We start from the raw sequence: 22,645 nt of genomic DNA on the forward strand, positions 1-22,645 counted from the left end.
GGGCCCGGCTGTCCGACCCCGCTGTTACGTTGGCGCACACTCTGCCTTCGACCCCGGAGAGGGACCCGTGGACGCCACCTACGACGAACGGCTCGCCGAGTTCGCCCGCGAGCGGCTGGACGGCCGGCCGCTTCCGGACGACCTGCGCGTCCTCCTGGTCGCGCAGTGGGAGGGCCGCAACGACCTCGGCCGCCTGCTCGACCTCGCATTCTTCGGGCCCGGCGAGCTCCACCCCCTCCTGGACACCGGCTACCTCAGCGAGGCGGAGCTGGCCGACCCGGAGATGCAGGCCGTCAACGCCGGGGCCGCGCGGATGGCGGCCTACCTGAAGCTGGTGGCCGAGGGCGGGAAGGGCTGGGTCGGCTACTGGCTCCACCCGGACGAGCCGGGCTGCCGCCCCATCGAGCTGGACACCGAGTTCACCCTCTGGCCCATGTCCGGCTCCACCCTGTCCGAGGGCGTCGCCGCCGAACAGGCCCATCTCCGGGACGAACCCGACGTGCGCCTCGCGTACGGGCGGCTGGCGGAGGAACTGGCCGCTTTGGGGCTGCCGTTGGGTGCGCGCGAGTACGACGCGCTGGACGACGGCGACTACGCGGTGGACCCGGAGAAGCTGATGGAGAACCTGGTCGAGGAGGAGCGCGCACGGCTCGGGCTGGGGTGAGGGGGCGCCGGTTACGGCACCAGTGCGTTCATGGTGGCGAGCGGCAGGGACGGGTTCGCGGCGGCCCTGGGGGCCAGTTCGGCATCGTCGAGCAGTTCGGTGAGCCGGGCCTGAGGGAGCCGGGGGTGCCGGGCCGCGTCCGCGCGGATCAGCGGGTCCGGGTCGCGGGTGAGCCGGGCCGCCGCTTCCGGGCCCAGCCGTGGGTCGAGCAGGGCGAGGCGGCGGACGGCCGGATCGTCGTCGTCCGCGAATCGGGCGAGGCCCTTCCGGGGGAAGGCGGGGCGGCGCGTGAGGTGCCACCGGTGGCGGCCGGTGTACTCCAGGAAGCTGCGGAGCAACAGCGCGGCGGGGGCGTCCGGATGGTTCTGGCACAGCAGTACCCGGACGCCGAGGTCCGGGTCGTCCGCGAGTTCTGCCACCAGGTCGGCCGGGAGCCCGGGGTCCCGGGCCGCCCGCCGCCGCAGGCACGGGTGCCCGGACAACGCGTCATGGCGCAGCTGCGCCGGGTCCGCGTACCGGTACCGGCAGTGTCCGTACTCCTCGTCCCCGGGCACCACGTAGTCGATCGCGGCCCGTTCCGCCTCGGTCAGCGCCGGATGGACGGAGAGGGCCAGGCGTACGCCCGGATCGGGGTCGACCGCGAGCGCGCCGCGCAGGGCGGGGGCGAGGTCGGAGCGCTCGGCGACCCGTATCCGTACCTTCGGGTCGGCGTGCCCGGCGAGGAGCGCGACGGTCTCGGCCGGTGTACTGGTGTTGCCCGCCACCTCCCACGCGCCGTCCGTGGCCAGGGCGGCGGCCACCACGTCCGGGGCCAGTGCGCCGTGCATCAGCAGGTCCGAGCGTGCGTGGCAGGGGCGGTCGGGCAGATCGTCCCGCACCGCGTCCGGGTCTCGGCGCCGTTCCCACCACCGCTGCATGCGGGCCGACACCTCCCGGACGCCCGGGTCCGGATCGGCCAGCAGCGCCGCCCGCGCCCAGGGCGCCTGCACATGCCAGTGCAGGCCGGCCGCCCTCTGCCGGACCTTTGCCAGCGGATGGGTGGCCGTGCCCCGCTGGAACTCCCGGGACATCTGGCGCACCAGCCCGTACCCGATCAGGTCGTCCTCGTACGTCTCGATGATTCGCGCGACGGTCCGGTCCGGCAGCGGTCTGACCGGACAGCCGTCCTCGTCCGGCAGGGGATTGTCGGCCAGATGCGCCCGGACGAACCAGTCGGGGTCGTCCACCAGCCGGGCCCGCTGCTCCGGTTCGGCGTGTCGGCTGCGGGCGAGGAAGCTCCGTGTGTACGGGTCCGGGTGCGCGACCACCGCGTCCACCACGGCCTCGGGCAGCGCCCGGTCCCGGCAGAGCACCATCCGTACGGCGGCCGACTCGCCCGCGAGCAGCCGCAGCAGGATGTCCTCGGGGGCGGCCGGGTTGAGCGCGAGGCCGGCGAGCCGGCGCTCGGCGGGGGTGGCGGACCGTTCGATCTGGTCAGGAGTCACGGCGGGATGATGCCACGGCTCCGGGCGCTCCGGGTCGGTTCCGGCGGGTCCTCGGCTGATCACGATGTGATCACTCGCCCTTCGCAACTTCCCCACATCTCGTTCGAGGTAATACGGTCACCTCACTCGATGAGGCATATGCCAAGACCTGTGGGGGGACTTCATGCCGAAGGCGTTGAACCGGCGCGCACGGATATGGATCGGCGGGGTGGCCCTGCTCGCCCTGGGGGCGGTCGGCTGTTCGGAGTCCGGGAAGGGGGAAGCGGCGGCGAGCGCCAAGCCGGTGCCCGCCGTCACCGTGACCGTCACGGCGACCGAGACCGCGACGCCCGCCCCGGCGCCCACGGTGACCGAGACGAAGACCGTGAAGGTCCCCGGGCCGACCGTCACGACGACCGTCACCAAGGCGGCCTCCTCCGGGACCCGGTCCGGGGGGAGCGGCGGTTCGTCCGGGGGTGGCGGCACCAAGGCCACCGGCACCTGCTCGATCCGCTCCAACGCGGGCAACTGCTACAGCGCCGGCCAGTTCTGCCGCAACAGCGACCACGGTGCCGTGACGACGAACGCGTCCGGTGCGCGGATCAGGTGCAGCCAGAGCGGAAGCTCCTGGCGGTGGACGTACGCCTGAGGGCCGGAATCCCGCTTCGGTCGCCCGTTCGGACCCCGGTGGTAGCTTGGCAGGCCAGTTCTTGGCGTGTACATCGATGCTTGGGGGACCCATGAAGCAGTCCGCACGGAGCCGGATGGTGGCCGGAGCGGCGGCCGGGACGCTCGCGCTGTTCCTCGTCTCGGGCTGTTCGTCCAGCTCCGGCGGCGACGAGCCCGTCAAGAAGGACAAGGTCACCGAGCAGGCGTCCGCCGACCCCCAGCCCAGCGATTCGGCCCAGCCGTCCGAATCGGCGGGCACGGACACCGGCGCGTCCGGCTCCGTCCCCAAGGCGGAGGTGGCCCGCCAGGGCAAGGCCGCCCTCGCCGCCCAGATGGGCAAGCAGCCCCACGCCTTCTCCTGCCCGGAGGACCTGCCCGCCGAGGTCGGCGCCACGGTCCGCTGCCAACTGGCCGGCGACGGCAAGCAGTACGGGGTGACGGTCACCGCGAAGTCGGTGGCCGGCGGCACGGTGCACATGGACTTCAAGGTGGACGAGACGCCGGGCGGCTGAGGGGCGGGCGGGCCCGGCGCGGTTCCGCCGTGGCCGGTGCGTCAGCGCCGCTCCAGGCCGAGCCGTGCGCGTACCTCGTCGTGAGGAACGGTCTCTGCGGCCCCTGAGGCCCGGCGGGCCTGGTACCGGGCGAGAGCCTGTGCGGCTTCCGTCTCTGCGTGTTCCTGCGGTTCCTTGCTCACGCGCCAAGTCTGTACCACCCCGGCTGGTGGACGGCGAGCGCCGGTTCGGGGCTCGCCGTCCGGCTCGTCAGCCCTGGCGTGCGTACGTGACGAACGCGGACCAGGCCGAGGGCGCCACGTCGAAGTGGGGGCCGGGGACGTTCTTCGAGTCCCGGACGTGGACGGCGGTCGCGCAGGACGCGACCTCGATGCACTCGCCGCCCTCGCCGCTGCTGTAGCTGGACTTGCGCCAGTCGTAGGCGACCTCGATGCAGTTGCCGCCCTCGCCCGTGCTGTAGCTGCTCTTGAACCAGTGGAGTTGCTCAGTGTTCATCGGTCTCCCAACATCTTCTCAATGAACGTCAGCGACTCCCTCGGGGAGAGAGCCTGCGCCCGCAGAATTCCATAGCGTTCGGTGAAGACTCGCACCTCAGCCGGGTCCGTGATCAGCCTTGCATACCCGTAGGTCTCGGTGTACGCGGCCTCTTGGCGCCCCTTCGGCGTGACGAGGGTGAACGACGTGTCCAGGCTGGGGTGCTCTGTCCGGTCGGTCGTCACCACCTGAAGCTCGACGTTGCGCATCTGCCCCACGGATAGCAACCGCTGCAGCTGGGCGCGGTGCACCGCCTCTCCACCAATCGGTCGTTGGAGAATGGTCTCCTCCAGGAGGAAGCTGAGCGTCGGTGCAGGCCAACGCTCGAAGAGCTGCTGGCGGGCCATACGGTCAGCCACGCGCTTCTCAATCGTCTGCTCGTCCAGCAGCGGACGCCGTTGGGTGAAGACCGCGCGTGCATACTCCTCCGTCTGGAGAAGGCCGGGGACCGCCTGAGTGCTGTAGATGTGCAGTGCGACTGCCTCCGCCTCCGTCCGCGCATAGTCTCGGAACCACCCCGGATGCCGCAGACGGGCCCGCTTCAGCGCCTCCCGCACCTCCTCCGCTGCCGCCTCCAGCAAGCCCCCCGTGCCGAGAGCCCGGTCCGCAAGCGTCAGGAACTCCACCTGCGGGGTCCGCACCCCCCGTTCCATCGCGGAGATCAGGTCCTCGCCGCAATGCGTCGCCGACGCAAGCTCCTTCTGGCTCATCCCCGCGCGTTCGCGCAAGAACTTCAGCTGACGGCCCAGCGCCCTGAACAGGTGCGCCGTGCCGTCCGATTCGGCCGGGCGCTCCGGCCGTTCCTCACGTTGTGTGCTCGTCATCTGCCCGTACCGCCTCTGTCCGTCCGGTCACGGCCGACGCCCCGTACAGCCGGTCGGGCGGGCCCGTACAGCATGGTGGAGTCGTGTGGTCACTCCTGGTCAGCGTACGAGCAGCCGGACACGCTGGGTCACATGAACGCCGAAATCACCCTCGCGGGTACCGACTTCGTCCAGCGCTTCAGCGCCACCCGGCGGGGCGCCCGTCTCGCCCGACGCCTCGCCGTGCAGCAACTCGACGCCTGGGGCGTGCCGTACGGGAGCGAGCTGTCCGACGACGTGGCGGTGGTCGTGGCCGAACTGGCCGCCAACGCCGTGCTGCACGGCCACGTCACCGGCCGGGACTTCGAGCTGCGCGTGCTCCGCGAGGCGGACGGGTTCCGCGTCGAGGTCTCGGACGCGCGCGGCGAGCGGCGGCCGGAGCTGTGCGCGGGCGGGCCCGCCGCCGCCGAGGGCGGGCACGGGCTGCGCCTGGTCGCGGCGCTGGCGGCGGAGTGGGGCGTCGCCGAGCGGGTCGTCGGCAAGACGGTGTGGGCGCGGGTGGCCCCGGGGCGTTGAGGCCCTACACCCCCGCCAGCACCACCAACTCCCGCGTAGCCCGGGTCATCGCCACGTACCGGTCCACCGCCCCGCCGACCCCCTCCCCGAAGGACTCCGGCTCGACCAGGACCACGAGGTCGAACTCCAGGCCCTTCGAGAGCGACGGGGTCAGCGCGCGGACGCGCGGCGACGGCGGGCGGAAGCCCGCCGGGGCGCCGATCACGCAGGCGGTGCCCTCGGGGTGGGTCGTCAGCCAGGTGCCGAGGACGGCGGGCAGGTCCGTGACCGGGCCCCGGCGCACGGGGATACCGCTGCTGCGGATGGAGACCGGGACGTTGGCGTTCGGCAGGGCGGCCCGGATCACCGGTTCCGCCGCCGCCATGATCTCCTCCGGCGTGCGGTAGTTGACGGTCAGCGCGGAGAGGGTGATCCGGTCGAACCCGACCCGCTCCAGCCGCTCCCGCCACGACTCCGTGAAACCGTGCCGGGCCTGCGCGCGGTCCCCGACGATCGTGAAGCTGCGCGAGGGGCACCGCTGGAGCAGCATCTGCCACTCCGCGTCGGTCAGCTCCTGCGCCTCGTCCACCACCACATGCGCGAACGGCCCCGCCATCGCGTCCGGTTCGGCGGTGGACAGCGCGTCCGGGTCGAGCAGCGTGTCCTGGAGGTCCCGGCCGCGCAGCATCCCCACCGCGCCCTGGCTCTCGTCGATCTCCGCGTTCTCCAGGAGGCTGTCGATCGCCTCGGCCCGGCGGGCCCGCTCGGCGGCGGCCGTCGCCTCGTTGCGGCGCCTGCGGCGGGCCGCGTCCGGGTCGCCGAGCCGCTGCCGGGCCGCGTCCAGGACCGGCAGGTCGGAGACCGTCCACGCCCGGGGCTCGGTGCGCTGGAGCGCGGCCACCTCGTCCCGGGTGAGCCAGGGCGCGCACGTCCGCAGGTAGGCCGGGACGGACCACAGGTCGCCGACCAGGTCCGCCGCCTCCAGCAGGGGCCACGCCCGGTCGAAGGCCGACATCAGCTCGCGGTCGCGCAGCAGCGCCTGCCGGACCAGGTGGTCCGGGACCTCCTCGTCCTGCCGGTCCGCGTGCTTCTCGGCCAGGATCGTCAGGACCTCCTCCAGGACCGCGTCGCGCGCCTCGTTGTGCGGGACGCCCGGCGCCGACTCGAACGCCACCGCCCACTCGGCGGCGGTCAGCCGGACGTCCGCCCAGGGCGTCGTCACGGTCAGGCCCTGGGACGGCGGCTCTTCGTAGAACGCGACGGCCGCCTCGACCGCCCGCACCAGCTCCGCCGACGCCTTCAGCCGGGCCGCCTCCGGATCGGCCTCGGGCACGGCCGCCGCGCCCTCCGGGACGAGGTCGCGCAGGGTGCACGTACGCACCCCGTCCTCGCCGAGGCTCGGCAGCACGTCGGCGACGTACCCCAGGTACGGCTGGTGCGGGCCGACGAAGAGGACGCCGCCGCGCCGGTGTCCGAGGCGCGGATCGGCGTGCAGGAGGTACGCGGCGCGGTGCAGGGCGACGACCGTCTTGCCGGTGCCCGGGCCGCCGTCCACGACCAGCGCCCCGCGCGAACCGGCCCGGATGATCGCGTCCTGGTCCGCCTGGATCGTGCCCAGCACGTCCCGCATCCGGGACGAGCGGTTGGTGCCCAGGCTGGCGATGAACGCCGACTGGTCGTCCAGCGCGGCGTGCCCGGCGAAGGCGTCCGGGGCGAACACCTCGTCCCAGTAGTCGCTGACCCGCCCGCCCGACCAGCGGTAGCGGCGGCGGGTCGCCAGACCCATCGGATTGCCGTGCGTCGCCCCGAAGAACGGCTCGGCGGCCGGGGAGCGCCAGTCGGTCAGCAGCCGGCGGCCCTCGCCGTCCGTGAGGCCGAGCCGCCCCACGTACACCGGCTCGGAGCCGTCCGCCCCGGCCATGTGGCCGAGGCACAGGTCCAGGCCGAAGCGGCGCAGGGTGCGCAGCCGGGCGGTCAGCCGGTGGATCTCCGCATCGCGGTCCAGCCCCTGCCGGCCAAGACCGCCGGGGGCGCGGCGGGCGGTGTCGAGGGCGGCGGTCAGTTCGGCGACGGTCTCCTCCAGGCAGCGCGCGATCGCCGCGAAGTGCCGCTCGTCACCGGCGATCAGGGCCGGGTCCGCCTTGGCCGCGGCGCGGTCGCCGGTCAGCGCGAAGGCGCTCGTGGTGAGGGTGGGGGAGGGGGTGGGACGCATCGGTTCGGGCACTTCCTGAAACTCCCAAATGCCGCGGGTGGCTGGCTGAGGTCAGCGATTCTGCGGGACGAGGGGGGCCTTGCGGCAAGGCCCCCCTTGCGCTATACGTTGAGAGTGGCCGGAGGTGACTGTCCCTCCTCGGCCGGCCGGTGAACACCCCCGGCGACCCGCCCCCTCTCCCGCCTCGCCCGACGTGCCGCGTATTGGCAGGCACACGGCATACTGGGCCGCCGGATCACGGGGGGAGCGCCGAGCGCATGGCGTACGGAACGGACGGGGCGGGCCTGCCCGAGAAGGTCGGCGGCTACGCCGTGGAGCGGGAACTCGGCGCCGGTGGCATGGGTGTCGTCTATCTGGCGCGGTCCCGGGGCGGGCGCGCGGTCGCCGTGAAGGTGGCCCGCTCCGAACTGGCCGCCGATCCGCACTTCCGCGAGCGGTTCCGGGCCGAGGTCGAGGCGGCCCGGAGCGTCGGCGGGTTCCACACGGCACCGGTGGTCGACGCGGACCCCGACGCACCCGCGCCCTGGCTGGCGACGGCGTACATCCCCGGGCCCACGCTCGCCGCGCTCGTGGAGGCCGAGGGGCCGATGGGCGAGGCGCGGCTGCGTCAGCTGGGCGCCGCCCTCGCCGAGGCGCTGGCCGCGATCCACCGCTGCGGGCTCGTCCACCGCGACCTCAAGCCGGGCAACATCATCATGGCCGCGGACGGGCCGCGCGTCCTGGACTTCGGCATCGCGCGGGCCCTGGAGTCGACCCGGCTCACCGCCACCGGGGTGGCCTTCGGCACGCCGGGGTTCCTCGCCCCCGAGCAGGCGCAGGGCCTGGACGTCGGGGCCCCGGCCGACGTGTTCGCCCTGGGTGCCGTGCTCGTCGCGGCGGCGGGTGGCAGTGCGTTCGGGGCGGGGACGCCCATGGGGCTGATGTACCGGTCGGTGCACGAGGCGCCGGACCTGGGCGCGGTGCCGGAAGGCGTCCGGGACGTCGTCGCGTCTTGCCTGGCGAAGGAGCCCGGCGAGCGCCCCACCCCGGAGACCCTGCTGGACCTGTTCGCGCCCGGGGCCCCGGCGGACGTCCCGGCCACCGCGACCCCGCCGGGCAGTCCCGCCCACCCGGCCACCGCATCCCGGTCGCAGTACGCTTACCCGCCCCTCGGCGCGGCCCCCACGCCCCCCGCGCCGCCCGCGTATCCCCCGGCCTCCGCGAGCCCGTCCCCGTACCCGCCGATGGCCGCGGCCCCGTCCCCCTACGGCCCGTCCCCGTACGCCCCCTCCCCCTATCCGCCCGCCGCCGCGGTCCCCAACAACCCGTACGCGCAGGGGCCCGCCGCGGGCGGCCCGTGGCAGCAGGCGCCCGCCGAGCCCGTCACCGACATCGGGTTCGTCGGGGTGGGCACCGACAGTTCGCTGGTGATCGACGCGCTGGGGATCGAGTTCCAGGCGGCCAACGGCCTTGAGCTGCAATTCGCCTGGGCGGACATCGGCCGGATCGAGTACGCCGTGCGGGGGCCCAAGCTCCTCGTGGTCACCGTCCGCCTGCGCGCCGGGGCCGCCCACACCTGGACGCTGACCGCCCGCAACCGCTCCCGCCTGCGGGAATGGACCCAGGACCTGCCGCTGATCCTGGAGTACTACGCGTAAGCGGAGCGCCCGCTACCCGCTCGTATGCTCGGAGGCATGACCGATCCTCAGAGCGCACCCCCCACCACCAACTCGATGCGGCGCGCGCTGAAGCGTGCGCGTGACGGTGTCGCCCTCGACCGGGCGGAGGCCGCCGTGCTGCTGCAGGCGCGCGGCGACGACCTGACGGATCTCGCGGCCTCCGCGGCCCGGGTGCGCGACGCGGGGCTGGAGGCGGCGGGGCGGCCGGGGGTCATCACGTACTCCCGCAAGGTCTTCATCCCGCTGACCCGGCTCTGCCGCGACACGTGCCACTACTGCACGTTCGTCACCGTGCCGGGCAAGCTCCGCCGGGCCGGGCACGGCATGTTCCTGTCGCCCGACGAGGTGCTGGCCATCGCCCGCGAGGGCGCCGCGATGGGCTGCAAGGAGGCCCTGTTCACGCTCGGGGACCGGCCGGAGGACCGCTGGCCGGAGGCGCGCGAGTGGCTGGCGGCCGAGGGGTACGACGACACCCTGGCCTACGTACGCGCCATGGCGATCCGGGTCCTGGAGGAGACGGGCCTGCTGCCGCACCTCAACCCCGGGGTGCTGAGCTGGACGGACCTCCAGCGGCTCAAGCCGGTCGCGCCCTCCATGGGCATGATGCTGGAGACGACCGCGACCCGCCTCTGGTCCGAGCCCGGCGGCCCGCACCACGGCTCCCCGGACAAGGAACCGGCCGTGCGGCTGCGGGTGCTTGAGGACGCCGGCCGGTCCAACGTGCCGTTCACCACGGGCATCCTGATCGGCATCGGCGAGTCGTACGAGGAGCGCGCGGACTCCCTCTTCGAGCTGCGCCGGACCGCCCGCGCCTACCACGGCGTCCAGGAGGTCATCGTCCAGAACTTCCGGGCCAAGCCCGACACCGCGATGCGTGGGATGCCGGACGCGGAGCTGGAGGAGCTGGCCGCCGCGATCGCCGTCGCCCGGCACATCCTCGGCCCGTCCGCCCGCATCCAGGCCCCGCCGAACCTGGTCGACGCGGAGTACGCGCTGCTCATCGGCGCGGGCATCGACGACTGGGGCGGGGTGTCGCCGCTGACCCCCGACCACGTGAACCCCGAGCGCCCCTGGCCGCACATCGACGAACTCGCCGCCCGCACCGCCGAGTCCGGCTTCACGCTCCGCGAACGGCTCACCATCTACCCGGAGTTCATCCAGCGCGGCGAACCCTGGCTCGACCCCCGGCTGCTCCCGCACGTCCGGGCGCTCGCCGACCCGGAGACCGGCCTCGCGAAGGAGGACGCGATCCCGGAGGGGCTGCCCTGGCAGGAGCCGGACGAGGGGTTCAACGCCTCCGGCCGCACCGACCTGCACCGCACCATCGACACGGAGGGCCGCACCGGCGACCGCCGCGACGACTTCGACGCCGTGTACGGGGACTGGGAGGCGCTGCGCGAGGCGGCGGCCCCCGGGATGGTGCCCTCACGGATCGACGGGGACGTGCGCGCGGCGCTGAGCCGGGCCGCCGACGACCCGACGAAGCTCACCGACGACCAGGCGCTCACGCTGCTGCACGCCGACGGGCCGGCCCTGGACGAGCTGTGCCGGATCGCGGACACGCTGCGGCGCGACGTGGTCGGCGACGACGTCACGTACATCGTCACGCGCAACATCAACTTCACCAACGTCTGCTACACCGGCTGCCGCTTCTGCGCCTTCGCCCAGCGCCGCACCGACGCCGACGCGTACACCCTCTCGCTCGACCAGGTCGCGGACCGGGCCGCGCAGGCGTGGGACGTCGGCGCGGTCGAGGTCTGCATGCAGGGCGGCATCCACCCGGACCTGCCCGGCACGGCGTACTTCGACATCGCGCGGGCGGTGAAGGAGCGGGTGCCCGGCATCCACGTCCACGCGTTCTCGCCGATGGAGGTCGTCAACGGGGCCACCCGAACCGGGATGTCGATCCGGGACTGGCTGACCGCCGCGAAGGAGGCCGGCCTCGGCTCGATCCCGGGCACGGCGGCCGAGATCCTGGACGACGAGGTCCGCTGGGTCCTCACCAAGGGCAAGCTGCCCACCGCGACCTGGCTGGAAGTCATCAGGACCGCCCACGAGGTGGGCCTGCGCTCCTCCTCGACCATGATGTACGGCCATGTCGACCAGCCCCGCCACTGGCTGGGCCACCTGCGCACCCTGGCCGCGCTCCAGCAGGAGACCGGCGGCTTCACCGAGTTCGTGACGCTGCCCTTCATCCACACCAACGCCCCCGTCTACCTCGCCGGGATCGCCCGCCCCGGCCCGACCGACCGCGACAACCGCGCCGTCACCGCGATGGCCCGCCTCCTCCTGCACCCCCACATCACCAACATCCAGACCAGCTGGGTCAAGCTCGGCACGGAGGGCGCGGCCGAGATGCTGCGCTCGGGCGCGAACGACCTGGGCGGCACCCTCATGGAGGAGACCATCTCCCGCATGGCCGGGTCGGGTTACGGCTCCTACCGCTCGGTCCGCGACCTGGAGGCCATCGCGGAGCTCGCCGGCCGCCCGGCGAAGCCGCGTACGACGCTGTACGGAGAGGTCCCGGAGGAGCGGGTGGCGGCGGCCGGCGCGTCCGACGGGCACCTGCCGGAACTGCTGCCGGTGCTGGGGGACTGAGGGGGCGCCGGACCCGCCGGCGGATCGGCGCCACCGGGACCAGGAGGTCGCCGGGGGCGATGTCGCCGTGGCACGCACCGGGTCGCGGTGCCCCCGGCGGCGCGGGCGGCTTCCCGGACCGCCCGCGCCGCAACGGGAATCCGATGCGCCTCGGAGCCGTACAAAGCCCTTGGTCCCTGCACCCGTTCGATTACAGTGCTGCGCAGTTACCGCACAGTCGCACAGGGGAACGAAACCACGGCATACGGGAGTGGCGCGGTGAGCACAGGGATGTTGGCCGTCTGGGGCCGGGTCGAGCAGCAGGACTTCCGCAGCCGGGTACGCGGCACCCTCCTCGGCGGCGCCGTCGGGGACGCGCTGGGCGCCGGCGTCGGCGCCCTCACCCTGGAGGAGATCCGCGCCGCCCACGGCCCCGACGCCGTCACCGACTTCGTACCCGCCCACGGCGCGCGCGGCACGGTCACCGCCGCCACCCAGCTCACCCTGTTCACCGTCGACGGGCTGATCCGCGCCCAGGTCCGCCGTGACACCGGAGCCTGGCACCCGCCCACCGACGTGCACCGCGCCCACCTGCGCTGGGCCGCCACCCAGCACGACTGGGGGCCCGACGAGCGCCGCGCGGACAACGGCTGGCTCGCCGCGCAGGAATGGCTCTACGAACGCCGCGACCCCACCCGGGAATGCCTGGGCGGCTTCGGCGACGCCGTCATGGGCACCCTGGACCGGCCCAAGTACCCCGCCGCCCACGACGCCGCCGCGCTCACCCGGTCCGCGCCCTTCGGGCTGCTCGTCGGCTGGGAGCCGCAGCTGGTGTTCCAGCTCGCCGTCGAGTGCGCCGCGCACACCCACGGCCACCCCACCGCCCTGCTCTCCGCAGGTGCCTTCGCGGTCGTGGTGCACGGGCTGGCGCGCGGCGAGACCCTGGACGGCTCCGTGCAGCACGCGCTGGGGCTGCTCGCGGACCACCCGGGCCATGAACCCGTCACCGAGGCGCTGCGCCGCGCTCTCGGCGCCGTGCGCCGGGGCATCCCGGGGCCCGCGCTCATCGAGTCCCTGGGCGTCACGGACTCGGCCGAGGAGGTGCTGGCGGTCGCGGTGTACTGCGCGCTCGTCGGGGAGGACGTGCGGCACGGGCTGCGGCTGGCGGTGAACCACGGGGGCCCGTCCGCCGCGACCGGGGCGCTGTGCGGGGCAATGCTGGGCGCGATGCACGGGGAGACCGCGCTGCCCCCGGCCTGGCTCGCCGAGCTGGAGGGGCGGGCCACCCTCCTCGAACTCGCCGACGACTTCGCCATGGAGATGACCCAGGGGTCAGCCCTGCACAGCCCGGGCGGCGCCGCCCCGGGCTGGCTGGCCCGCTACCCGCGCGGCTGACGGGCGGCGGCGCTACTCCTTCGCCCCCTCGGCCACCGCGGCCTCGCCCGGACCGGCCTGGGCGGGCACCGCCGGACCGTCGCCGTCGGTGTTGATCCGCTCGATCAGCGCGTCGCGTTCCGGGGTGTCCTCCGGGCGTACGAAGCCGATCACCACGTACAGCACCAGCGAGATCGCCAGCGGCAGCGCGACCTGGTACTGGAGCGCCACCCCCTCCTTCACCGAACCGTCCAGGTCGTAGTTGGTGAAGTAGAACGCCAGCAGCCCCGCCGCCCAGCTGACGAGCGCCGCCGTCGGACCCGACTTGCGGAAGCGGCGCAGCAGTCCCAGCATGAACGGGATCGCGATCGGGCCCATGAGCCCGGCGACCCACTTGATGACGACCGAGATGATGTCCTTGAACGTCGGCGAGTTGATCTGCGTCGCCAGCGCCATGGACAGCGCGAGGAAGCCCAGCGTGGACAGGCGCGCGGCGAGGAGCCCGGCCCGGCTGCTCCACTCGCGGGCGGCCTTGGAGAAGACCGGGGCGATGTCCCGGGTGAAGACGGCCGCGATCGCGTTGGCGTCGGAGGAGCACATGGCCATCGTGTGCGAGAAGAACCCGACGACGACCAGGCCCAGCAGCCCGTGCGGCAGCAGCTGTTCGGTCATCAGCGCGTAGCTGTCGGAGGCGTCCGGCTTCTGCGCGTCCACCAGCAGCGGGGCGCACCACATCGGGAAGAAGAGGACCGTCGGCCACACCAGCCACAGCACGGCGGACAGCCGGGCCGAACGGGTCGCGGAGGCGGCGGAGTCCGTGGCCATGTAGCGCTGGGCCTGGTTCCACATGCCGCCGTTGTACTCGAAGGTCTTGATGAACAGGTACGCCAGCAGGAACGTCACGGTGTACGGGCCGGCCGTCGGGTCCGCGTGGCCCTCGGGCAGCTTGTCCCAGACCGTCCACAGGGTGCTGAAGCCGTCCAGTTCGTGCATCGCGGTGACGAGCATCGCGAGTCCGGCGAGCAGCTGGATGACGAACTGCCCCAGTTCGGTGAGCGCGTCGGCCCACAGACCGCCGACCGTGCAGTAGACGGCGGTGATGATGCCGGTGATGAAGATGCCCTGGGTGAGGGTGATCCCGGTGAAGACGGACAGCAGCGTGGCGATGGCGGCCCACTTGGCACCCACGTCCACGATCTTCAGCAGCAGTCCGGACCAGGCCAGCGCCTGCTGGGTGGGCACGTTGTAGCGGTTCTTGAGGTATTCGAGCGGGGACGCCACGTACAGCCGCGAGCGCAGCCGGTTGAGGCGGGGCGCGAAGAGCTTCGCGCCGATGCCGATGCCGATCGCGATCGGCAGCGACCAGGTGACGAACGAGGTGACGCCGTACTGGTACGCGATGCCGGCGTAGCCCGTGAACATCACGGCGCTGTACCCCGACATGTGGTGCGAGATGCCGGACAGCCACCAGGGCATCCTGCCGCCCGCGGTGAAGAAGTCGCTGACGTTGTCGACACGCTTGTGGGACCAGAGCCCGATCGCGATCATCACGCCGAAGTAGCCGATGAGCACGACCCAGTCGAGACTGTTCATATGTCCCCTCCCGGGGTCCGCCTTGTGAACGGGGTGCGCACTTCGCCAGTACGGCCGCTCAGCGGCGCCCCGTGCGGGAGCGGGGACTTCGGGGATTGAACCGCCTGCGCGGCACCTCGGTCAAGGACCCTTCAGGTCATAGATGTGAACGCAGATCAGCAAGAGGAACGATTTTACTCGTTCTTGACCCACGGAAGCGTTGTCGTGAACGTGACGGCGGCCACACGATGAGCGGGCGCTTCGCCAGGCTGTGAGCGCAGGGAAGCACGAAGAAGACCGCACGGGATGCGGGTCCCGTGCGGTCGAGAAGGAGGGGAACTGCCAGAGAATCCGGCCCGGAAACGGCGAAAGCCCTCTCGGCCAGGACGGCGGGCCGGTCGAGAGGGCCTGGTGCGGGCCGCGGCGCGAGCGCGCGGCCGGGTCGCGCGGTGTCAGAAGCCGGCGGTGCGCGAGACGTCCACGACGAAGGCGGACCAGGTCTTCGCGGAGAAGCCGAGGACCCCGCTGCTCACGCTCTTCGAGTCGCGGACCAGCAGCGCGTGCCTCTCCGCCGCCTTGACCTCCACACAATTCCCATTCGCGGAATAGGAGGACTTGGTCCACTCCGTCAGTGCGTTCTGCCGAATCGCCATAATGACTCCGATGGTTGTGCCGGTCGTTGGGCGGTGCGCCCAGCCGCTGCGCCCAGCGACTTGTGAGGGACGCTACGCCGCAACATCATCGGGCGTCAGTGGCGTTCACTCGTTCGGATGACTTACGCCTCGGCGGCCTTCCGGCACTCCTAGGCGGAGGTGTATCTTCCGCGCCGCCCCGGGGAACCCCGTGGCGGGCGCGGAATTCGTCACGCTCCGCAGTTCTCCGCCGCCTGGAGAATGTACGCCCGGGACTGCTCGGCGCTCAGCGCCTTCGCGCGCAGGTGTTCGTACATCACCGCGTAACTCTGCACATCGGGAGCCTTTTCCAGATACAGGTCGCTGGTGATGCCTTCGAGATAGACGACGCTCGCGTCCATGTCCTCCTGGAATTCGAGGATCGTGTAACTCCCGTACATTCCCGGGTGCGCCCCGACGGTGTACGGCAGCACCTGGAGCGTCACGTGGGGGAGCTGGCTCAGCTCCGCCAGGTGCCTCAACTGGTCCGCCATGATCTGCGGGTCGCCCACGACACGGCGCAGCACGGCCTCGTCGATCACGGCCCAGAACCGCAGCGGTTCGACCGGATCGGTCAGGCGGTCCTGGCGCTTTATGCGGATCTGGATGCGCTTGTCGATCTCGGTGGGCGTGGCCTCCGGCCACATCCCCTCGATCGCCGCCTGCGCGTACTCCCGCGTCTGCAACAGGCCGGGGACGATCAGCGACTCGTACACCCGCAGGGACGCCGCGTCGGTCTCCAGCCCGATGTACACGCTGTACGGGATGTCCCCGAACGCGTGCCACCAGCCCTGCTGGCGGGAGTCCTTGGCCATCTGCATCAGCGAGTCGACCAGGCGGCGGTCCTCGACCTCGTACACCCCGCAGAGATCGCGGACGTCGCGCTGGCTGATGGAGCGGCGGCCGTTCTCCAGGCGGCTGATCTTCGACTGCGAGACCAGCAGCCGGTCCGCCACCTCCTCGGCGGTCATTCCCTTGACCTCGCGCAGTCGGCGCAATTCCTGTCCCAACCGGCGTCGCCTGACGGTGGGATTGACGTTGGACGGCACGGAAACGGCACCTCCGGCTATGTAGCTGTGCGTATCTACTGCTGAGCAGATTGCCACCCCCGGGCCCGGCCCCGCTGGGAAACGGCCACACACAGCGGCGCGGGGCAGTCGGTGGTACCGACTGCCCCGCGCCTGGTGCGGCTCCCGGACCGGGTCTGGCTGACGACGGTGCGGCGATGTTCGGTTGTCGAAGTGGTGATGGTGATGCGGGTGGTGACGGTGGTGCTTCGTGGTGCGGTCGCGGTCCTAGTGGGCCGCGGTGTGCGCCATGCTGCCGCGCCGTGACGGCGACGGCACTTGCGGTTGCAACGGAACGCCGGCCGCCTGAGCGCGGCGCGGTTGTGCGACCGCCCCGTTCTGCACGTCCATCACGGCGTGCGCCACGAGGCCGCCCATCGGGTCGTGCCTGATCAGGTCCCGGAGCCGGGAGCGCGATGAACGCCCCTCGTTCCCGGGGTACAGGTGCTTGCCGAGTCCGACCGCGTGGGCCAGTGCGGCGAGCGCCGCGGTCCGCGGGTCCGGCGGTACACCGGTGCGGATCGCACTGTCCAGCCTGGCCCTGATGTCCCGGCTGATCGCCGTGTCCGTCGCCTGGTAGCGAGTCGTCGGCAGCACTCCGCACATCTGGCCCGCGACGGCATGCACCATGCCGCACCGCTCCAGATGAGCGAGGTAAATCTGGCGGAGCCCCAGCCGGGGTCCGCCGATCCAGTGGACCGCCCGGACCGGACTGCCACGCCTGCGCAGCAGTTCCAGTGCGGAGTCCAGGGTCGGATCTCCTGTCGGCCGTGGCATCACCACGGCGATACGATCCCCGTCTGGGGCTATCCGTCCTGCCAGGGCCAGCTCCACTAGCTGGGCTCCGGCGAGGCCGAGGTCGAGCGACTGCGGCTGCGCTGTGGTACCCGTGGTCGGGTCCAGAGCGAGCAGCAGAAGCTCCTCCGGAATTGTTCTGCGGCTCCTGCCCATCCATGCCTCCCCGCGTGGATGTCTGACAGGGTGACCCCTCTCACATCTGTCTGTCGAGGGTGCCTGGTGGCTTTGTACGGGAACCAGTAGGTATGTCGTTCTCGTCTAGCAGCCCGGCCAAGGGTTCACACGGGACACTGGTAGACGGTTCGGACAGCGCGGGGGTTCCCCGCGCCGCATGGAGGAGGCATCGGTGGCGGGCGAGTCCCCCGACAAGTCGGAGCAGCAGCAGTCGTCGGGAACGACTCGGAACGAGCGCGATCCGCGGCTCGACGTCTTCCGTGAACGGACGGGTGGGGACTCCGGGACGGGAGCCGGCCCGGAGGGCGGTGCGGACTCCGGTACGCGCTCCGGCCCGGGAGCCGGTGCGGAGGTGGAGCCCGCGTCCGTGGATGCCGCCGGGGAGCCGGGCGCCGGCCCGGACGAGGACGCGGGGGCGGCTCCGGAGGCCGCCGACGGCACTCGGGGCGCGGAGAGCCGTGCGGAGGGCGCGGGCACGCCCCCCGAGGGCGCTGAGAGCGCTCCGAAGGCCGCTGAGGCCCCGGAGGCCGCTCCGGACGCCCCGGAGGCGGCCACGGACGCCCCCGAGGGCGCGGAGCCCGCAGCCGACGCGGAGGCTGCCCGGCCCGAGGAGGGCGACGCGCGCCTCCGGGCGGCGGTGGCGGCCTGGGTGTCGACGGGGGACGAGAGCGAGAAGGACACCGCCGAGGCCGACGCCCCGGAGAAGCCCCGCGCAACCGCTTCCCGCGGCGAGACCGACGAGACCGCAGACGAGACCCCGGACGAGAAGCCGCAAGCCGCCGCGCAGCAGCCGGAGCCGGAGCCCGCCGCGAAGCCGGCGCCGCAGTCCGAGCCCGCCGCAGAGCCGGAGCCCGACCCGCAAGCCGCCGCGAAGCCGGAGCCGCAGTCCGAGCCCGAGGCCGCCGCGAAGCCGGCCCCGGAGCCGGACCCGGAGTCCGGGCCCGCCGAGACGGATGCGCCCGACGCCGAGGCGAAGGCGCCCGTCGGCGCCGAGGCGGACGCGCCCGACGCCGAGGCGAAGGCGCCCGTCGGCGCCGAGGCGGACGCGGCCGACGACGAGGCCCCGGGCGGGAAGGCCTCCGCCGCCGGGGCGGAGAAGCCGGCCGGCGGCGAGGGCGCCCCGGGCGCGAAGGCACCGGCCGCCGAGGCCCCCGTCGACCAGCCCACCGCCGTCTTCAAGGCGCCCCGCCTGCCCCAGGTCGATCAGCCGACCACCGCGCTGAAGATCACCAGGTCGCCGTCGGGACAGCCGCTCACCGCCGAGACCGAGTCGCTCGCCGAGCGCACCAGCCGGTTCGTACCGCTGCGCTCCGACGACGTACGCCCGGCGCAGACGCCCGCCCCGCGCCGGCCCGAGAGCCCCGCGCCCGGGGCCGGCGCCCCCGCGGCCCTCAGCGGTGCCGAGCGGACCCGGCAGCAGCCGATGCCGCCGAAGCCGCCGCTCGACCTGCTCGCCGAGCTGACGAACACCCCGCCGCCGCCGGAGACCCCGGTCCGCACGGCGGTGCGCAGGGTCAAGATCTGGACACCGCTCGTCGTCCTCCTGCTCATCGTGTTTGCGATCGTGCAGATGGTGCGCCCGCTGCCGGACCCGTCGCTCGCGATGACCGCGAAGTCGACGTACAGCTTCGACGGCGGCGCCCCGAAGCTGCCGTGGCCCGACCAGGGCCAGGGCTACATGGCGGCCACCGGCCTCGGCAAGGTCGACTCCTTCGGCGAGCAGAAGCCCGTGCCGATCGCGAGCGTCGCCAAGGCGATGACGGCGTACCTCGTCCTCAAGAGCCACCCGCTCAAGCGCGGCGAGAACGGCCCGGACATCAAGATCGACGCCAAGGCGGAGGCGGACGGCAAGCTCTACACCGAGGGCGAGTCCACGCTGAGCACGGTGAAGGAGGGCGACATACTCACCGAGCGCGACGCGCTGGCCGCGATCATGATCCCCTCGGCCAACAACATCGCCCGGCTGCTCGCCCGCTGGGAGGCGGGTTCGGAGAAGGCGTTCGTCGCGAAGATGAACGCCACCGCCGACGAACTGGGCATGAAGAACACCACGTACACCGACCCCTCCGGGCTCACCGCCTCCACCGTCTCCACGGCCGAGGACCTGGTGAAGCTCGGCGAGAAGCTGGTCGAGTTCCCGGCGCTGATGGACATCACGCGGCTGCCGGAGTGGAAGGACCCCTCGGGTCACACGTGGCGCAACTACAACACCCTGGTGCCGTTCGACGGCGCCCTGGGCATCAAGACCGGTTCCACCTCCAAGGCCGGCGGCAACCTGCTCTTCGCGGCGCACAAGATGATCGACGGCACCGACCAGCTGATCGTCGGCGCGATCCTGGGGCAGTACGACGACCTCTCGATCATCGACGAGGTGAACCGGGTCAGCAAGAAGGTGATGCTGGCCACGCTCGACCTGCTGGAGGGCGCCAAGATCGTCAAGAAGGGCGACGTCGTCGGTGAGGTGGACGACGGCATGGGCCACACCACGCCCGTCGTCGCGACGAAGGACGTCGAGGCGGTCGGCTGGTCCGGCCTCACGGTCAAGCTGGAACTGACCGACGACGGCAAGACCATCCCGCACGAGGCGGTGGCGGGTACGCACGTCGGCACGCTCACCGTGGGCGAGGGCCGGAGCCAGGTGAAGGTCGCGGTCGCGCTCCGGGACGACCTCGCGAAGCCGTCGTTCGGCGACAAGCTGACCCGCGTCGGCTGAGCACGGACGCGGGCGGGGCGCCCACCCGGCGCCCCGCCCCACCGCTCCCGGGCGGGCCGCCTTCCCGTACGCCGGAAGGACCCCGCGTGTTAGCGTCCCGGGGGCAACGCGCGGACCCCGGAGCGCGTCTTTCGGCCCATGAGACCCGAGCAGGAGAGCCGGCCGAAACCACGCGTCCGGGAAGGGACGGGGAGAGACGCAGTGACCACTGCCGAGCCGACACGGGCGGACGCCGACACCGCCGGCACGGACCCCGCGCGGGCGAAGCGCCGCGGCGACGGCGAGGACACGTCCCGGGCGCCCGGCCGGTTCGACGGACTGAAGCAGCGCGTCCTGCGCCACCCGGTCCTGCTGACGACCGCGGTCGCCGCGGTCGCCCACATCCTGTGGTTCCTCTTCTTCGCCAACAGCGGCGGCGACATCGCGGCCCAGGACGCCTGGGCCGAGTTCGTCGGCCGGCACCCCGGCACGGCGTACAACCTCGCCTGGTACGGGGGCATGCACCCCGTCTCGTACAGCGTCGTCTCGCCGTATCTGATGTCCCTGCTCGGCGTGCGGACGACGATGATGATCGCCGGCACGGTCTCGGCCGGGCTGACCTCGCTGATCCTGTACCGGGTCAAGGCGGTCCGCAATCCGCTGGCCTGCTCGATGGCGGGCGTCTTCGCGTACCTGTGCAACGCGCTGTCCGGCCGGGTGACGTTCGGGCTCGGCATGATGTTCGCGGCCGGTGCCGCCGCCGCCGTGTTCTGCTGGCCGTACCGGTGGCGCTACAAGCGGTGGGCGAAGGCGGCCGTCGCCGCGCCGCTCGCCGGGCTCGCGACGGCCGGCAGCCCGGTCGCGGGGCTCTTCCTCGGCGTCGTCGCGGCCGCGCTGTTCCTGAACAAGCGGCGCCCCGGCGCGTACGCGCTGGGCCTCGCGCCGGTCGCGGTGGTCGCGCTGTCCGCCTGGCTGTTCCCGTTCTCCGGCACCCAGCCGATGTCGGTCGCGACCCTGTCCGGGCCGTTCGTCTTCGCCTGGCTCGTCTTCTTCCTCGTACCGTCCGACTGGAAGACCGTACGCACGGCCTCGGCCGTGTACGGGGTCGGGACGCTGCTCACGTTCCTCATCGACTCGCAGATCGGCTCCAACGTCTCGCGGATGGCGATGCTGTACGCGGGCGTCGTCCTGCTGGCCGCGCTCCCCTACACCGCGCCCCGCTCGCGCCGGTGGTACGCGCTGGTCCTCGCGTTCGTCTCGCTGAACGTCTGGATCGGCTTCAAGGGCATCGACGACATCGTCAGGACCGCCCCCACCGCCTCCTGGACCCGCTCGCTGGCCCCCCTGGTCAACCAGCTCCAGAAGGTCGGCGCCGAACGCGGCCGGGTCGAGGTCGTCCCGCCGAGCAGCCACCGCGAGGCGTCCGCGCTGCCGCGCTCCGTCAACCTGGCCCGGGGCTGGAACCGCCAGGCCGACATGAAGCGGAACCCGCTCTTCTACGACGACACCCTGGACCCCATCAACTACCGCCAGTGGCTCGACCGCTGGGCGGTGCACTACGTGGTGCTGCCGCAGGGCGATCCCGACTACAGCGGCGCCCGCAAGGAGGCCGAACTCGTCGGCAAGGGCCTCTCCTATCTGAAGCTGATCTGGTCCAACGAGGACTGGCGGCTCTTCGCGGTGGACAGCCCGGTCCCGCTGGCCGACCCGCCGGCCACGGTGGAGCGCGCGGGCGAGGGCGAGCTGACGATCCACGTCAAGAAGGCCGGCCGGGTCCTGATCCGCGTCCCGTACTCGCGCTGGCTCGCCGTCGTGGACGAGGACGGCAACGGCGTGGAACGCCCCCAGGAGACCGAGGCGTCCAAGCAGCGGGCGGACGAGAGCACCCCGAGGACCTTCGTCAACGAGAACGGCTGCCTGAACAAGGTGGCCGAGGACGAGGACGGCGACGAATGGACGGAACTCGTGGCCCCGCGCCCCGGCACCTACCGCCTGGGCGCCCCCTACCAGCTCCCGCCGGGAACCCCGTGCCCGGACGAGCTGCGGTGACGGACGCGGTACGCGCCGCCTGGCGGAACACCACGCACGACTGGGCCGCCGAGGTGGACCACGCCCACCTGGAGGCGGTCCGCCGGGCCCCCGGGACGTACGCCCCCGGCGGGGTACGCCACCTCGTCCTGGAAGTCCTCGCCTACGCGGCGGACGAGGCGGAGGCCACCGGAGCCGGCCGCGCCCTCGTCACGCTGCACACGGACGGCTCGGTCTCCGTCACCGACGACGGCCGGGGCACCGACACCCGCCGCGACGCGGCGGGCCGCCCGGTGAAGAAGCCCGTCATGGCCACGAAGGACCTCCGCTTCTTCGACGCGCCCGACGCCCCGCTCCTGCCCGACGGCCACCCGCGCCGGGGCATGTCCGTCGTCGCCGCGCTCAGCGACCGGCTGATCCACACCAACCGCCGCGCCGACGGCTCCTGGACCCAGCGCTACGAGCACGGCGTCCCCGTGACGGACCTGGACCCCGTCCCGGACGACGGCACCACGGGCACCCGGGTCCACTTCCGCCCGGCCGCCGGCCTGACCGCGGCCACCGGGACCGGGCTGACCGACTGGCCGCCGCACCTCACCGTCGAGGTGCGGCGCTGACCAGC

General features: G+C 72.9%; 18 protein-coding genes. 10 read left to right on the plus strand and 8 right to left on the minus strand.

Annotated elements, in window-relative coordinates:
* The first annotated feature begins 67 nt into the window (after nt 1-67).
* Nucleotides 68-664 carry a hypothetical protein gene (locus ACFUJY_RS24770; RefSeq protein WP_383303408.1) on the plus strand — a complete coding sequence of 199 codons (597 nt, stop codon included), beginning with the start codon at nt 68-70 and terminating at the stop codon, nt 662-664.
* 11 nt (nt 665-675) lie between these two features.
* Here the strand turns inward: ACFUJY_RS24770 and ACFUJY_RS24775 are convergent, their stop codons facing one another.
* On the minus strand, nt 676-2,148 hold the full coding sequence (locus ACFUJY_RS24775) for a hypothetical protein (RefSeq protein WP_383303411.1): 1,473 nt from the start codon (nt 2,146-2,148) through the stop codon (nt 676-678).
* A gap of 163 nt (nt 2,149-2,311) precedes the next feature.
* Between ACFUJY_RS24775 and ACFUJY_RS24780 the strand changes: the two genes are divergently transcribed.
* Together ACFUJY_RS24780 and ACFUJY_RS24785 are read left to right on the plus strand one after the other, a co-directional pair.
* Nucleotides 2,312-2,776 (plus strand): hypothetical protein, encoded by a 465-nt coding sequence (locus ACFUJY_RS24780; RefSeq protein WP_383303414.1) that lies wholly within the window; start codon nt 2,312-2,314, stop codon nt 2,774-2,776.
* Nucleotides 2,777-2,867: 91 nt separating this feature from the next.
* Nucleotides 2,868-3,308 (plus strand): DUF4333 domain-containing protein, encoded by a 441-nt coding sequence (locus tag ACFUJY_RS24785; protein ID WP_383303417.1) that lies wholly within the window; start codon nt 2,868-2,870, stop codon nt 3,306-3,308.
* A gap of 249 nt (nt 3,309-3,557) precedes the next feature.
* Here ACFUJY_RS24785 and ACFUJY_RS24790 read toward each other — a convergent pair whose 3' ends face one another.
* A complete protein-coding gene (locus ACFUJY_RS24790; protein WP_383303419.1) occupies nt 3,558-3,803 on the minus strand; it encodes a DUF397 domain-containing protein in 246 nt (81 codons plus the stop codon).
* Nucleotides 3,800-4,666 carry a Scr1 family TA system antitoxin-like transcriptional regulator gene (locus tag ACFUJY_RS24795; RefSeq protein ID WP_383303422.1) on the minus strand — a complete coding sequence of 289 codons (867 nt, stop codon included), beginning with the start codon at nt 4,664-4,666 and terminating at the stop codon, nt 3,800-3,802. Before ACFUJY_RS24795 ends, ACFUJY_RS24790 begins: the two co-directional genes overlap by 4 nt.
* 132 nt (nt 4,667-4,798) lie before the next feature.
* On the opposite strand from ACFUJY_RS24795, the gene ACFUJY_RS24800 reads away from it, so the two are divergent.
* Nucleotides 4,799-5,221 carry an ATP-binding protein gene (locus ACFUJY_RS24800; RefSeq protein ID WP_383303425.1) on the plus strand — a complete coding sequence of 141 codons (423 nt, stop codon included), beginning with the start codon at nt 4,799-4,801 and terminating at the stop codon, nt 5,219-5,221.
* Nucleotides 5,222-5,225: 4 nt separating this feature from the next.
* On the opposite strand, the gene helR is transcribed toward ACFUJY_RS24800, so the two are convergent.
* On the minus strand, nt 5,226-7,412 hold the full coding sequence (helR, locus tag ACFUJY_RS24805; protein WP_383303428.1) for an RNA polymerase recycling motor ATPase HelR: 2,187 nt from the start codon (nt 7,410-7,412) through the stop codon (nt 5,226-5,228).
* A gap of 257 nt (nt 7,413-7,669) precedes the next feature.
* Here helR and ACFUJY_RS24810 point away from each other — a divergent pair, with 257 nt between their 5' ends.
* The 3 genes from ACFUJY_RS24810 to ACFUJY_RS24820 all read left to right on the plus strand — a co-directional run bounded on the left by ACFUJY_RS24810 (nt 7,670) and on the right by ACFUJY_RS24820 (nt 13,042).
* Nucleotides 7,670-9,049 carry a serine/threonine-protein kinase gene (locus ACFUJY_RS24810; protein WP_383303430.1) on the plus strand — a complete coding sequence of 460 codons (1,380 nt, stop codon included), beginning with the start codon at nt 7,670-7,672 and terminating at the stop codon, nt 9,047-9,049.
* 36 nt (nt 9,050-9,085) lie between these two features.
* A complete protein-coding gene (locus ACFUJY_RS24815; protein WP_383303433.1) occupies nt 9,086-11,668 on the plus strand; it encodes a bifunctional FO biosynthesis protein CofGH in 2,583 nt (860 codons plus the stop codon).
* A 258-nt stretch (nt 11,669-11,926) separates the two neighbouring features.
* Nucleotides 11,927-13,042, plus strand: a complete 1,116-nt coding sequence (locus tag ACFUJY_RS24820) for an ADP-ribosylglycohydrolase family protein (protein WP_383303436.1) — start codon at nt 11,927-11,929, stop codon at nt 13,040-13,042.
* A 12-nt stretch (nt 13,043-13,054) separates the two neighbouring features.
* Here ACFUJY_RS24820 and ACFUJY_RS24825 read toward each other — a convergent pair whose 3' ends face one another.
* From ACFUJY_RS24825 to ACFUJY_RS24840, 4 genes are all read right to left on the minus strand, one after another.
* On the minus strand, nt 13,055-14,614 hold the full coding sequence (locus ACFUJY_RS24825; protein ID WP_383303439.1) for a sodium:solute symporter family protein: 1,560 nt from the start codon (nt 14,612-14,614) through the stop codon (nt 13,055-13,057).
* Between the two features lie 431 nt (nt 14,615-15,045).
* Nucleotides 15,046-15,246: a DUF397 domain-containing protein gene (locus tag ACFUJY_RS24830; protein WP_383303442.1), complete on the minus strand. Its 201-nt coding sequence runs from the start codon at nt 15,244-15,246 to the stop codon at nt 15,046-15,048.
* A gap of 209 nt (nt 15,247-15,455) precedes the next feature.
* Nucleotides 15,456-16,313 (minus strand): helix-turn-helix domain-containing protein, encoded by an 858-nt coding sequence (locus tag ACFUJY_RS24835; protein WP_383303444.1) that lies wholly within the window; start codon nt 16,311-16,313, stop codon nt 15,456-15,458.
* Between the two features lie 246 nt (nt 16,314-16,559).
* Entirely contained in the window at nt 16,560-17,282 is a 723-nt protein-coding gene (locus ACFUJY_RS24840; protein ID WP_383303447.1) for a GPP34 family phosphoprotein, read from the minus strand.
* Between the two features lie 178 nt (nt 17,283-17,460).
* On the opposite strand from ACFUJY_RS24840, the gene ACFUJY_RS24845 reads away from it, so the two are divergent.
* From ACFUJY_RS24845 to ACFUJY_RS24855, 3 genes are all read left to right on the plus strand, one after another.
* Entirely contained in the window at nt 17,461-20,016 is a 2,556-nt protein-coding gene (locus tag ACFUJY_RS24845) for a serine hydrolase (RefSeq protein ID WP_383303450.1), read from the plus strand.
* A 201-nt stretch (nt 20,017-20,217) separates the two neighbouring features.
* On the plus strand, nt 20,218-22,044 hold the full coding sequence (locus ACFUJY_RS24850) for an MFS transporter (protein WP_383303453.1): 1,827 nt from the start codon (nt 20,218-20,220) through the stop codon (nt 22,042-22,044).
* Entirely contained in the window at nt 22,041-22,640 is a 600-nt protein-coding gene (locus ACFUJY_RS24855) for an ATP-binding protein (protein WP_383303455.1), read from the plus strand. Before ACFUJY_RS24850 ends, ACFUJY_RS24855 begins: the two co-directional genes overlap by 4 nt.
* Nucleotides 22,641-22,645: the final 5 nt, after the last annotated feature.

Origin of the sequence: Streptomyces sp. NPDC057249, assembly GCF_042669245.1 — a bacterium.
In the GTDB taxonomy this organism is placed as follows: domain Bacteria; phylum Actinomycetota; class Actinomycetes; order Streptomycetales; family Streptomycetaceae; genus Streptomyces.